This window comes from Synergistaceae bacterium (assembly GCA_012521675.1).
GTDB lineage: Bacteria > Synergistota > Synergistia > Synergistales > Aminobacteriaceae > JAAYLU01.
The window spans coordinates 1-13,479 of record JAAYLU010000035.1 but is presented as its reverse complement, the minus strand read 5'-3'; the positions used below and the strand labels follow the sequence as shown (position 1 = coordinate 13,479).

Genomic DNA, 13,479 nt, shown 5'->3' with positions numbered 1-13,479 from the left:
TCTGCCCGACGGGCTGAACCTTCGCGCGACCGTGGAGGACATGGCCAGGAGGGGGGCCAACGCCGTGGTGATGGCGGGGATGATCCCTAAGAGTTTGATCTACGGGCCTGTCGACGACCCGGAGACGAGGAGGCTGATCGAGGGGGCGGAGAACGACGACCACGGCCTGCTGGGGAGGATAGTCGCGGCCTTCGAGGCTGCGGGGCTGAGGGTGCTGCCCTACGCGGCGCTCCTTGGTGACTCCCTGGCGCCCGGGGGGGAGATAGCGGGGAGGGCGCCAACGGAGGAGGAGCTGGCGGACGTGGAACTGGGGCGCAGGGTGCTCTCCGTGACTCTGCCCCTCTCGTTCGGGCAGGGGGTGGTGGTCGCTCGCGGGGCCGTCGTCGCGGTCGAGGCGATGGAGGGCACGGACGAGATGATCCGCAGGGCGGGCGAGCTGCTGGCGGAGAGGGGCGTCAGCGGAACCCTGGTGAAGATGATGCGCCCCGACCAGGACGTGCGCTTCGACGTGCCGGTCGTCGGGGTCGATACCCTCAGAAATATGAAGAGCGCGGGGCTGATCTGCCTCGCCATCGAGGCTGGAAGGACCCTGATGATCAACGCCGACAGGTTCGTGGAGCTGGCAGGGCCGCTCGGGATCTCCGTGCTGGGAATACGAGGGTCGGCTCCTCTGCTCGGGGGCGGCGACGCTTGAACCGAGCCCCGGGCGGGATCTTCATCGGCTGCGGAGAGGTCTCGGGCGACATGTACGCCGCCTCGCTGGCCCGTTCGCTGCGGGCGGCGGGGTACGACGGGCCTCTCTCCGGAATGGTCGGCGAGAGGGGAGCAGCCGCGGGAATCGAGTCTGTCCGAGACGCGAGCGAGCTGCACCTGATGGGTGTCGGCGAGGTGCTGCATGCGATTCCACGGCTGCTGCGCCTGCGGAGGGAGCTGGCCGATTTCGTCACGAAAGGCGGCTTCGAGACGGTAGTCCTGGTAGACAGCCCGGACTTTCACCTCCCCCTGCTCTCGATGCTTCGCTCCCGCGGGTGGCGGGGCAGGGCCGTGTACGCCGTGCCGCCGACCGTGTGGGCGTGGAGGGGCGAAAGGGTCAAGGCTCTGATTCGCGACGTGGACCTCTGCCTTCCGTTGTTCGGATTCGAGCACGACCATCTCGTCGAGAGGGGGGTCTCGTCGGCCTGGCTCGGTCACCCGCTGGTCGACGACTTCCCGGCCAACCCCGCGCCCCCGTCGGGCGACAGGATAGCTCTGCTGCCCGGCAGCCGCGGTTCGGAGGCGAGGGCGCTGCTCCCGGCACTCCGCGAATGCGCGCTGATGTTTCGGGCGGAGGGGCTTGTGCCGGTATTCTCAATCGCCCCGGGGATGTCCGAGGCGGCGAAGGAGTGGATGAGGGGCGAGCTTCGCGGCTTCGAGCTCTTCGAGGGGGGTGCGAGGGAGCTGCTGGGGTTGTGTGCCGCGGCTGCGGGGGCCAGCGGCACGGTGGCTGTCGAGGCGATGATGCTCGACCGGTTCATGGTCGTGATGTACAGGACCGGGATCCTCACGTGGCTTGCCTGGAAGCTGCTCGGCAGGACGAAAAACGTCTCCATCCCCAATATCCTGGCGGGGCGGAACGTCTACCCGGAGCTTCTTCAATGGGACGCCACGGGGGAGAGGGCCTTTCGCGAGATTACGAGCTATCTGAAGGACGGTTCGCGGCGCGATCAAGTCCACGACGGGCTCGCCGCCGCCCGCGCGAGGATGGGCAAGGGCCGCGCATTGGACTTCTGGGCGAGGGAAGTGCTGTCGCCGGCCGGTGCGGAGGGGACGGGACGATGACTCGCCCAGGCGCGCGACGCGTCGTGCTGCTCGCGAACGGCCCGGGGGAGCTGTGGGGTTGGGTGCGCCCCCTCGCGGCGGAGCTGACCGGGCGAGGGTGGGACGTCTCTCTTAGGATTCTCCCGTGCCAGTTCGCCTCCGGCGAGGAGGCCTCGGTCGCCTCGTCCTTGCGCCTGTCGGACGTATCCGGCCCGGAGTCCGCTTTGTCCACAGCGCTTGCCCTGTCGAGGCGGGGGAAGGGCGAGCCGCCCGACGCGGTGATACAGCTCGGGGGCGACCTTATGTGGGGTAGGATGCTGGCCCGGTCGAGCCGAGCGCCCCTCTTCTGCTACACCTACGGGGCCAAGCGTGGCTTGAGCCGGTGCGCGGCGGTCTACACAGCCTTCCCCGCTATGGCGGAGTCGATAGAACGGCACGGGGCCGCGCCCGTTCTGGTCGGCGACCTGGCGGCCGAGGGCCTGGCTCGCCCGTCGAGGCGCGAGGGAGCGGGCGGACCGACCGTTGCCTTCTTCCCCGGCAGCAGGAGGGAGATCTTCAAGTACGCAGTCCCTCTGATGGAGAGGACGGCGGCGTCTCTCAAAGAGCTGATCCCTTCGCTCGATGCACGCATGGTTCTCTCGCCCTTCTCGGGGGACGAACCGAACGTCGAGGGCCTGGCCCCGGTGCGAGGGGGCGAGTCCGGCTCTCTTGACGGAGTCGACTTCGCTGTGACACAGCCGGGGACCAACACGCTGGAGCTGACTCACCTCTCGATACCCTTCCTTGTGGCCATTCCCTTCTCGTCGCTGCGCCACGCGCCCCTCTCCGGCCTTGCGGGACTGGTGTCGCGCCTGCCGGTCGCCGGCCTGCTGCTCAAGGAGGCGGCCCTGAGGGCGAAGGGGAAAAGGCTCGGCTTCACAGCGTGGCCTAATCGCCTCGCCGGTCGCCCGGTGGTGGACGAGATATCAGGCGACATAACGCCGGAGGACATAGCGCTTCGGGTCGCCGAGCACCTTCACGACGAAGCGCGAATGGCCCGCGCACGGGAGGAGCTGTCGCGGATCTCCGCGTCGGCCCCGAGCGGCGCTGCGGCCCGCATGGCGAATCAAATAGAGGGGGCCCTCTCGACATGACGGACAAGACACACACTGCCAAACCGCCCTACCTGAGACTGCTCTCCTGTGCGAAGCCCTACATGCGCAGGCTCCTGGCCGCTCTCGCCTGCATGTTCCTCGCGTCGGCGTGCAACATAGTGCCTCCGTGGCTGCTCAAGAACGTGGTGGACGACGTGCTGATAGCCAGGGACCTCGCCATGCTCAACACCCTGCCCTTTCTGCTGGTGGCTCTATTCGTCGGCAAGGGGCTGGCCTCTTACGGCCACCAGTACCTGATGAACTGGACTGGGCAGAGGGTGGTCATGGACCTGCGGATAAAACTTTACGACCACCTTCAGCGCATGTCGCTGAAGTACCTCTACGGAAAGCGCCTAGGCGAGCTGATGTCGAGAGTGACCAACGACGTCTCCATCCTACAGAACCTCGTCACGTCCGTGCTGGTCAACCTGGTGGTGCAGGCCGTCACCTTCGTCGGTATGGTGGCCTTCCTGCTGTACATCAACTGGAGGCTGTCGCTGGTGGCCTTCGCGGTTCTCCCCCTCACCGTGCTGATCCTCGATCGCGCGGGCAAGAAACTTCGCAGGGTCGGGCACGAGATACAGAGAGAGCTGGCCTCCCTCTCCGCGGTGGTGCAGGAGGCCTTCAGCGCGATACGGGTGGTCCGCTCCTTCGCCACGGAGGACCTCGAGCTGTCGCGGTTCGAGAGCAGCAACCGGGACAACTTCCGCGCGGTGATGCACGGAGTACAGGTCCAGTCCGCCCTCGCGGGGATAATTGAGGTCGTGCTCATAGCGGCGCTGGCGCTGATCCTCTGGCTCGGCGGCAGGAAGGTCGTGAGCGGGGAGCTGACGCCCGGCGAGCTGATAGCCTTCCTCGGCTACCTGGGATTCCTCGTGCAGCCGATAAGGGTGCTGACGTCGGTCACCGGCTCGCTGCAGATGGGGCTGGCCGCGGCCGACAGAATCTTCGGCGTGCTCGACTCGTCCGTGGACATAGCCTCCCCCGAGTCGCCCGCAAAGCTCGGACGAGTGGAGGGGCGAGTGACCTTCAGCGGCGTGTCGTTCTCCTACGTCGCGGGCAGCGAGGTGCTCAGCGGCATAGAGCTGGACGTCCGCCCCGGCGAAAGGGTCGCGATAGTGGGCCCTACCGGCTCCGGCAAGTCAACGCTCGCGGACCTGCTGCCCCGCTTCTACGACCCGGACGAGGGCGCCGTGATGATCGACGGGCACGACGTGCGGACGCTCGACCTGGCCGAGCTGCGCAGGCAGATAGGCATAGTGCACCAGGAGTCGATACTGCTGAAGGGCACGATAGGATTCAACATCTCCTACGGACTGCCCGGCCTCTCGCTTGCGGAGATAGAGAGGGCGGCGGAGATCGCGGGGATACGGCCCTTCATCGAGTCGCTCCCGGACGGGTACGACACCGAGGTCGGCGAGAGGGGAGTGACCCTCAGCGGCGGGCAGAGGCAGAGGATAGCGATAGCCAGGGCGGTGGTCAGGAACCCGCGGATACTGATCCTGGACGAGGCCACATCGTCGCTGGACTCGGAGGTGGAGCGCCAGGTGCAGGAGGCTATGAACAAGGCTATGGCCGGGCGAACGTCGCTGGTGATAGCCCACAGACTCTCTACCGTCATGGGCGCGGACAGGATCGTGGTGCTCGACGAGGGGCGGATAGTCGAGCAGGGGACGCACGGGGAGCTGCTGTCCCTGGGCGGGCTCTACCGCAGGTTGTACACCTACGGGAGGGAGGCGGGCTCATGAGGACGCCGGGCGAGGGGACCAGAGATCGGTCGCAGGGGTTTGGCAGGCTGCGCACCCCGGTGCGCTCCGCGCTCGGCAGCTACCTCTCTTTCGCGCGCGGCGAGACGCGCTTCTCCCCCTGGGCTCTGGTATATCCGTTCGGGCTGATAGCGAGGTTCGTCGTAGCTGCCAGGAACTTCGCGTTCGACCACGGGCTCGCCCGCTCGGAGGAGCCGCCCATCCCGGTGGTGAGCGTCGGCAACATAACCCTCGGCGGCACCAACAAGACCCCGTTCGTCGAGATGCTCTGCCGCATCCTCCAGTCGGCGGGGGTCTCGCCCGGCATAATCAGCAGGGGGTACGGAGGACGGACGGTCGACCCGGTCGTCATCACGGCCGACTCGATGGAGGGCGAAAGCCCGGACCGGCTGCGCGACCTGGTCGGCGACGAGCCCCTCCTGCTGGCTTCGAGGCTTCCCGGCGTCCCGGTGGCTGTCTCCAAGGACCGGCTCAGGGATGTGGACGTGCTCTCCGAGAGGGATATAGAGCTGATAGTCGCGGACGACGCCTTTCAGCACAGGCGAATGGGGCGGGACGCGGACATTGTGCTTGTGGACGCATGCTGCCCCTTCGGCAACGGGTGGATCGTCCCGGCCGGCATCCTGAGGGAGTCGCCGGACGTGCTCTCCCGTGCGTCCGCGGTCGTGATCACCAAGTCCGAGCAGGTCTCGGCGGAGAGCCTTGAGAAATTGGTGGACGAGCTGACGAGGCACGTCCCGAGGGATAGGCTCTTCTTCTCCCGAATCTCGCTGCACGAGTGGCGGCTGTGGAACGGCGGCTGGCGGGGTACGGCCTCCGGTCGTCCGGAATCGGCCCTGATCTTCTCGGCCATAGGCAGCCCGGAGAGCTTCCGCAGGTCCCTGCTGGCCGAGGGGGTGGAGATACTCAGGGAGCACCGGTTCAAGGATCACTACCGCTACCGGGTCGAGGACATGAGGGCCCTGGAGGCCTCGATGGCGGAGTGCGGCGCCCCCTGCATGATCTGCACGGAGAAGGACGTCTACAATATGCCTCACGACTGGAACGCCTCGCGGGACATCCTGGTGCCCTTCATATCGACCGTGCTGGACGACGAGGAGCGCTTCAGGTCCTGCCTGCTCGATTCGCTTCGCCCGAGGATGGTCGTCGCGTCCAACGGCTACGGGGAGGACTCGATGGGGGTGCTGCTGGCGAGGAAGCTCTCCGAGAGATTCCCGTCCGCGCTGGTCTCCGCCTTCCCAATAGTCGGCAGGGGGGAGCACTACAGCAAGGAGGGCATCCCGATAGACTCGACCCCTTCGGACTCGCCCAGCGACGGGGTGATCAAGTACCGGCTGGTGGACCTGTGGAGGGATCTGCGAGCCGGGCTGCTGAAGTCGATCGCCATGCAGATGGGCGCCTGGAGGAAGCTGCGGGGGCGCATCAGGACCCCTCTGTGCGTGGGGGACGTCTACCTGCTGCTGCACACCCTCTGGGGGCAGGGGCAGCTGCCGGTGCTGGTGGCGACCGCCAAGACCGTCTACCTGAGCGGGCACTGGAGGCTGGAGCGCTTCATACTGAAGCACCGGAGCCGCATGGCCTGGACCCGCGACCGCGACACGGCCGAGGAGCTGCGGAGGTCGGGGGCGCAGGCGCGCTTCGACGGCAACCCGATAATGGACATAACGTGTGATAATACTATCGAGCCGGTCCCGTGGGGGGCGGACGATCTGCCCCGCATACTGCTGTTGCCCGGCAGCAGGCGCAGGGCCTACGACGACCTACGCCTGCTTCTGAGGGCGGTGGAGAGGGTGCAGGAGGCCCTGCTTACGACCGGAGGCGCGTCGTACATGATGGTGGTCGCGCCGACCCTTGACACGGACAGGCTGCTGCAGGCTTGCGAGGAGGCCCGCTCGGCCGACGGCACGGCCTGGATGCCGGTTCGCGGCTCCGACACGAACGGACTCAGGGTGAGCAAGAACGGCTGCGAGATAAGCTTCTTCTTCGGGCCGCTGCCGGCGGTGGCGGGCAGGGCTCACGTGCTGATAGGCCTCGGCGGCACGGCCAACCAGGTGTGCGCCGGGATGGGCGTGCCGGTGGTCTCCATAGAGGAGAAGGGCAAGTTCGTGCAGAAGAAGCTGCTGGGCGACTCGGAGATACTGGTGCCGCAGGACCCTCAGGCGCTCGCGGACGCGGCGGTCGAGATCATCGGGGACGACGAACTGCGCAGGCGGATGTCGGAGGAGGGGGTCTCGCGGCTGGGAGGGCCCGGCGCGCTGGACAGGGTGGCCGACTACGCCGCGACCCGCATGGGGTGGGGTCTGAGAGTAAGGCTGTACGACACTCTGGCGGCCCGGTGGAAGTGAACTATCAGAAAGTCAGGAGATGATGCGGCGTGATGTCGTCGTGCGCACCGGAGGCCGTCCGTATAAGGGACGACTCCCCCGAGTGCAGGTGGGACTTTTCAATAGGAGAGGGAAGGCTCGCGCTGATCGCGGGGCCCTGCTCGCTCGAGAGCCGGGAGCTGGGGCTGGAGATCGCCGGGACGGTACGCGGCATCTGCCGCGAGCTGGGCATAAACTACATCTTCAAGGCATCCTTCGACAAGGCCAACCGGACGTCCCTATCCAGCTTTCGCGGCCCGGGGCTGGAGGAGGGGCTGGAGCAGCTGGCGCGGATCAGGGATGAGGCTGGCGTTCCGGTGCTGACGGACATTCACGAGTCGTGGCAGGCGGAACCCGCCGCCGAGGCGGTGGACGTGTTGCAGATTCCGGCGTTTCTATGCCGCCAGACCGACCTGCTGCTCGCCGCGTCCGCGACCGGAAGGCCGTTGAACGTCAAGAAGGCGCAGTTCCTCTCGCCGGACGATATGAGGCACGTGGTGGAAAAGTGCCGCTCCGGCGGTGCCTCCGGGCTGATGCTCTGCGAGAGGGGGACCTTCATGGGCTACGGGCGGCTTGTGGTGGACATGACCTCCCTGCCGATAATGAGGTCGCTCGGCTGCCCCGTGGTCTTCGACGCGACGCACAGCGTGCAGGCCCCCGGCGCGGCGGGCGGGGCATCCGGAGGGGACAGGCGGCTGGTGCAGTCGCTTGCCAGAAGCGCGGTGGCCTCCGGGGTGGACGCGGTATTCCTGGAGACTCACCCCTTCCCCGAGAGGGCGCTGAGCGACGGGCCGAACCTCGTCCCCCTGCACAGGATGCGCTTCCTGCTGGAGCAGTTGGTGGAGCTGCACGACCTCGTCGCCTCCCGGCTCGGGTACTCCTCGCTCGAATGGGCCGAGGAGGGAGGGGCGAGATGACCGTTCTCAGCCTCCCCTGGGAGAGAGAGGGGAACGACCTGACAGACCGCGAGCTGCTGGAGGCCGGGAGGTCGATACTGGCGGCCGAGGCGGCGGAGCTGGACAGGGCGGCCAAACGAATCGGCCCGGAGCTGGCGGAGGCGGCCCGGATCGTATTCTCCTGCTCGGGCAGGCTGGTGACGGTCGGCATGGGGAAGTCCGGCATCATCGGGCGAAAGATCGCGGCCACCCTCGCATCTCTGGGAACTCCCTCCTTCTTCCTTCACGCGGCAGAGGGGGCTCACGGCGACCTGGGGATGGTCACGCGGGACGACGCGGCACTCTTCATCAGCAACAGCGGGACCACCGCCGAGGTGGTGTCGCTGTTGCCGCACTTCAAGCGACTCGGCGCGCCGATAATCGCCGTCACCGGGGGGCTGGACTCGCCCCTGGCGAGGAACGCCGACGTGGTGCTCGACTCGTCCGTGCGATCGGAGGCGGGGGCGTGCGCTCCGAACGGCGAGGGGAGCGAGGGCGCGCTGAACCTGGCGCCCCTGTGCAGCACCACCCTTCAGCTGGCGCTGGGCGATGCTCTGGCCGGGATGGTCACGCTTCTGCGCGGGCTCAGGGCCGAGGATTTCGCCCTCTTTCACCCGGGCGGAGCGCTCGGGCGCAGGCTTCTGACCAGGGTGCGAGACGTGATGGGGGCCGGGGCCAAGCTGCCGGTGGTGACGGAGGACGTGGCTGTCAGCGACGCACTGTTCGAGATGACCAGCAAGGGTTACGGCGCTACCGTGATAGTCGACGGAGAGGGACTGATAGCCGGCATCTTCACGGACGGCGACCTCAGGCGGCTTATAGGCGCGCGCGGCGTGGAGTGCCTCTCCCTGCCGGTCGGCACTGTGATGACGAGAAACCCGTCGGAGATACACCCGGACAAGCTCGCTGTCGAGGCGGTGCGGGTGATGGAGCAGAGGGAGATCTCGGCGATAATAGTCGCCGACGAAGGCCGGCCGGTGGGAATGGTGCACCTGCACGAGCTGCTCCAGGCGGGGGTGGCCTGATCTGCGCTCCGTCGCCGCCTCTCTGTACGGTGCCCTGACGTCCGCCGCCTACCCGGTTCTCTACCCGTGGCTGTCGCGCAGGTACCGGGAGGGGCTGAACGAACGCAGGGGGCTGTACGAGGGCCCCATGCCCCGCGACTCGCTGTGGATTCACGCCGTGTCGGTCGGGGAGGCCCAGTCGGCATGGCCGCTGATGGCGGAGCTGCGCGCCCTTGAGGAAAACGCGCCCTCCGTGCTGCTCTCCACCACGACGCGCACCGGAAGGGAGATGGCCCTCGGACTGGCGCGCGAGCTGTTCGACCGGCACATCTACTACCCGTGGGACGTGCCGAAGGTGGTCTCTCGTTCGCTCGACGCGGTTCGTCCCTCCGCCTACGCCGTCATGGAGACGGAGATATGGCCCAACATGCTCTTCGCACTGGCGCGCAGGGGGATCCCCGCCTTCCTGGTGAACGGCAGGATCTCCGACCGGTCGGCGAAGGCCCGTCGTTCGGCTTTCTGGGGCGAGGTGTACGGCTGCTTCAGCCGCCTGATGGTGCGGTCTGAGTCCGACCGGGACGTTCTCCTCGCTCTCGGGGTCGAGGGGGGCAGGATAGTCGTCACGGGTGACTGCAAGGTGGACGCGCTTCTTATGCGCCGCCGCTGCGTCGACCAGGAGAGGGCTCGCGACATGCTCTTCGGACCCGGAGAGGGACGCGACGGCAGGCCTCTCTTCCTTGCCGGCAGCACCCACGAGGGGGAGGAGGAGGCCGCGCTGGAGGCTTTCAACATCGTGCGCCGCTCTCTGCCGGATGCCAGGCTGGTGCTCGCCCCCAGGCACCCGGAGCGAGCAGGGGGAGTGCTTGAGCTGGCGAACGCCTGCGCGGAGTCCCTCCTCCTGTCGTCCCCGGCGCCGAGGATCGGCGATATAATAGTCGTGGACAGGATAGGCGTGCTCTTCGACCTGTACTCGGTCGCGGACGCCGCCTTCATCGGCGGCAGCCTCGTGGACAGGGGAGGGCAGAACATCATGGAGCCCGCGGCGTTCGGGACGCCCCTGTGCCACGGCCCCTTCATGAGGGACTTCACCGAGGCGGCGTTCGGTCTGGGCGAGCTGCGTGTTGCGAGATCGGTCGAGTGCGCGGGCGACATCGCCGACCACTGGGAGGCGAGCCTGAGGCCGGATTTCCGGGACGAGGCGAGGGAAGGAGCGGCCAGGTTCTTCCGCGCGGCGGGGGGCGCCGCCAGACGGTCCGCGGAGGAGATAATCGGGGTGATGGGAAGATGAAGGTCAACGAGGCTCTGTTGAACGACTTCTACGACGGACTCGACGAACGGTCGAGGGCAGCGCTGGATGCGGCGACCGAGAGGGTGATCGAGGTCAAGAGGCGCGGCGGCACGGTCGTGGTGGCCACCGGGAGTGGCCCCAACATCCACGAGGGGGTCACGACCCTGATCGCGGAGCTGATGCACAAGGGCATAATCGACGGTGTGACCACCAGCTCTGCGGTGGTGGGGCACGAGATGGCCGGGGCGCTCGACCTGGTGAAGATCTGCAAAGCGTCCGAGCTTGGCTTCGACGAGAGGTACATCCCGCGCGGCGGGGCCTTTGAGTTCACTCAGCTGGACGAGGCGGGGCTTCGGAGGCTGAGAGGCGAGATGGTGCTGGACGAGGAGCTGATGGCCAGGGGGGAGAGGGCCGAGGGGCGGCTGGTTATCAAGGCCGCGGGCAACATGGCCTACCCGATGGGACTGCGCACCGAGAATCTGGGCGACGAAATCCTGGTTCTCGCCAGGGCGCTGGGGCTGCCCTTCGAGACCGTGGCGGGATGGGGTGCGGACAGGCGCACCATGATCGGCGCCGGGGCCGAGCTGGGGCTGCCGGTGCTGGTGAGCATCCCGCAGATGGTCGGCAGCGGGCATGTCGGCATGGCGATAGGGGACAGCATCTCGATCTTCGAGAGGTCGGCGCGCATAGCGGCGATGCTGGCCTCCGCGGACGTGATCATCGAGTCCGCCGTCGCCCTGACGCAGGAGATACACGACGGCCCGTTCGAGTGCTACACGGGGCACGGCATCTGGTCCTGGTGGAAGGGGCTGCCGGTCTTCTCCCTTCGCGGGAAGACATTGGTGCGCATCGACCTCGACGAGAATCTGCGCAGGGCGAGGGACCTGGAGCTGGAGAGCTCGCTGGTCCAGCAGGCGATAGACAAGGGGTTGCCGAAGACGAAGCTCTCGAAGATCCCCTTCAGGATGGAGATGTCCGCGTTCGCCCGCCTCGAGGACGCCATCCCCGTGATAGGCGACATAGGGCAGGCCTGGCCGGTGATGGCGTGGAGGGTGGCCAAGGCGCTCGGACGCAAGCTGGATTTCATGAGCTACGCCCAGCAGACTCCCGAGGGGAAGGCCATGCGCGACTGGATCGTGAAGGAGATAGAGCCTCTCGACAGGGAGAGGATGCACGCCCGCGCACGTGCAGTTCGCCTCTCGGCAGCGCCCGCTCAGGAAGGAGAAAAGGCATGAGGATACTTGGGGTCATCCCTGCGAGATACGCGTCCACCCGGCTTCCGGCCAAGCCGCTGGCCGACGTCTGCGGCAAGACGCTCGTCCAGAGGGTCTACGAGAGGGCGAGCGAGTCCGGCGTGCTGGACAGGCTGGTGGTCGCGACGGACGACGAGCGGATAATGGAGGCCGTAAGGGGCTTCGGCGGAGAGGCGGTTCTCACCTCGCCCGACCACCCGGACGGCACCAGCCGCGTCGCGGAGGCAGTCCGGCCGTTCGATTGCGACATAGTGCTGAACATCCAGGGGGACGAGCCGCTTCTCGATCCCGTCATGGTTGAAGAGGCGGCGAACCTTCTCGTCGAGGACGAGACGGCGCTGTCGGCGACCCTGTGTTCGCCCCTCTCCAACCAAGCGCTGCTGGACGACCCCTCTGCGGTGAAGGTCGTGCGCGACCTGCGGGGCTTCGCCCTTTACTTCAGCCGCAGCCTCATCCCCTTCGTCCGAGTGTCCGAGGGAGCGCCTCCCGTGTACGAGCACATAGGCATATACTCGTTCAGAAGGGATTTCCTCTACCGCTTCGTCTCCCTGCCGCCCACGCCTCTGTCGCGCGCAGAATCGCTGGAGCAGCTCAAGATACTGGAGCACGGCTACAACATGAAGGTCGGAGTCACCTGCGGCGCGAAGCTTGGCCCCAGCGTGGACACGCCCGAGGACCTAGAGGAGGTGCGCCGCATCATCCGCGGGGCGGGATTCAACACCCCCTGAGCGGACGAGCGGGGCCGATGCCGACCGAGCGCATCACAAGACGAGACACGGCGCTCTCCGGACCGTCGTTGATCTTCATAATGAGCGACCTGATCCGCGGTCATATTTCGCAGAGCCGCGGTCTTTCCGGGTGGCTGTCGCGCTTTACGGGGGCCGACGTCGTGGAGATGGACGTCCCCGCGATCGAGGGCAAAAGGCGGGTGGAGCTGCTGAAGATCAAGGGGCGCAGGCTGCCCGCGATGAAGTCGCTGGACCTGCTTGCGTGGCTGGACGAGACGGGCGGCGCTCCTCTCTTCGAGACCGCGAGGAGGGAGCTGGCCTCGCGCGGGCTTTCCGGGGACGGCGCCCTGTTCGTGGCGGCGGGAAGCTCGGCCGCGCCCTTCGCTCTCGCCTTATCCAGGATAGTCCGAGGGAGGTCGTGCGTCCTGATGACCCCGTCGGCCATCCCTCCCTCGTCGTTCGACTTCGCCGTGGTCCCCTGGCACGATCACCCTCGCCCCGAGCTGAACGTCCTGACCACGTTGGGGGCGCCCAACGCCATCTTCCCCGACGAGCTCGAGAGGCGCGGGTGGGAGCTGGCGGAGCTATATCCGCCATTCGAGGGCTCGAAGGGCACGTGGGGACTGATGATAGGCGGTGACGACGTCAACTACGAGATCTCGGCCGAGTGGGTATCGTTCAACCTGCCTCCCGTACTTGCGGCGGCGGAGAGCATGGGGATCGACCTGTACATCACGACATCCAGGCGGACGTCGGCTGCGGCCTGCGAGGTGCTGGAGCTGCTGGTCCCCCTGTACTCCTCCGTGCGGATGCTGCTGATAGCCTCCAAGGACGAATTCAACCCAGTGCCGGGAATGCTCGGCCTCTGCTCGCGACTGTTCGTGACGGACGACTCCGTCTCGATGGTGTCGGAGGCGATCACCGCGGGCAGGGAGGTCTTCCTGATGAGGGCGGGCAGAAGGGGCGGAGCGCGCACCGTCCTGCAGGACGCGACCGCGTGGCTGGCGCGCAGGGGCTTGCTTCCGGGGAGGCTCCTCTGGGGCAAGCCGCGCTTCGACGCGCTGTTCGACCTGCTGAAGAGGCGCGGCCTGCTGAACGAGATGAGCGGCCGAGCGCTGAGAAGGCCGATGGACGAGGGTTCATCCCCCCACGCCGACGGCCCCGCCCTTAACGAGGCCCGCAGGGCGGCGGAGTGGATTTTGGAGAGGTGGG

Annotated in this window: 11 protein-coding genes; all 11 read left to right on the top strand. The window is 67.3% G+C overall.

Features of this window, described 5'->3' with window-relative positions; genetic code table 11:
- The coding region (locus GX181_03980) for an LpxI family protein (protein NLM71107.1) at positions 1-694 on the top strand (694 nt) is incomplete at its 5' end.
- The gene (locus GX181_03975; protein NLM71106.1) at positions 691-1,818 is read left to right on the top strand and encodes a lipid-A-disaccharide synthase; all 1,128 of its coding nucleotides are present in this window, start codon (positions 691-693) and stop codon (positions 1,816-1,818) included. The genes GX181_03980 and GX181_03975, both read left to right, overlap by 4 nt.
- Positions 1,815-2,930 (top strand): cdisaccharide synthetase, encoded by a 1,116-nt coding sequence (locus GX181_03970; GenBank protein NLM71105.1) that lies wholly within the window; start codon positions 1,815-1,817, stop codon positions 2,928-2,930. Before GX181_03975 ends, GX181_03970 begins: the two co-directional genes overlap by 4 nt.
- Positions 2,927-4,678, top strand: a complete 1,752-nt coding sequence (locus tag GX181_03965; GenBank protein ID NLM71104.1) for an ABC transporter ATP-binding protein — start codon at positions 2,927-2,929, stop codon at positions 4,676-4,678. Before GX181_03970 ends, GX181_03965 begins: the two co-directional genes overlap by 4 nt.
- Complete coding sequence (gene lpxK, locus GX181_03960) at positions 4,675-7,041, top strand: tetraacyldisaccharide 4'-kinase (GenBank protein ID NLM71103.1); 2,367 nt, start codon at positions 4,675-4,677, stop codon at positions 7,039-7,041. The genes GX181_03965 and lpxK overlap by 4 nt, the downstream gene beginning before the upstream one ends.
- A gap of 32 nt (positions 7,042-7,073) precedes the next feature.
- A complete protein-coding gene (gene kdsA / locus GX181_03955; protein NLM71102.1) occupies positions 7,074-7,976 on the top strand; it encodes a 3-deoxy-8-phosphooctulonate synthase in 903 nt (300 codons plus the stop codon).
- The gene (locus GX181_03950) at positions 7,973-9,019 is read left to right on the top strand and encodes a KpsF/GutQ family sugar-phosphate isomerase (protein ID NLM71101.1); all 1,047 of its coding nucleotides are present in this window, start codon (positions 7,973-7,975) and stop codon (positions 9,017-9,019) included. Before kdsA ends, GX181_03950 begins: the two co-directional genes overlap by 4 nt.
- A 127-nt stretch (positions 9,020-9,146) precedes the next feature.
- Positions 9,147-10,286 carry a 3-deoxy-D-manno-octulosonic acid transferase gene (locus GX181_03945; protein NLM71100.1) on the top strand — a complete coding sequence of 380 codons (1,140 nt, stop codon included), beginning with the start codon at positions 9,147-9,149 and terminating at the stop codon, positions 10,284-10,286.
- Complete coding sequence (locus tag GX181_03940) at positions 10,283-11,521, top strand: hypothetical protein (protein ID NLM71099.1); 1,239 nt, start codon at positions 10,283-10,285, stop codon at positions 11,519-11,521. Before GX181_03945 ends, GX181_03940 begins: the two co-directional genes overlap by 4 nt.
- The gene (gene kdsB, locus GX181_03935) at positions 11,518-12,267 is read left to right on the top strand and encodes a 3-deoxy-manno-octulosonate cytidylyltransferase (GenBank protein ID NLM71098.1); all 750 of its coding nucleotides are present in this window, start codon (positions 11,518-11,520) and stop codon (positions 12,265-12,267) included. The genes GX181_03940 and kdsB overlap by 4 nt, the downstream gene beginning before the upstream one ends.
- A gap of 17 nt (positions 12,268-12,284) precedes the next feature.
- A partial coding sequence (locus tag GX181_03930) for a nucleoside-diphosphate sugar epimerase (protein NLM71097.1) occupies positions 12,285-13,479 on the top strand: 1,195 nt, incomplete at its 3' end.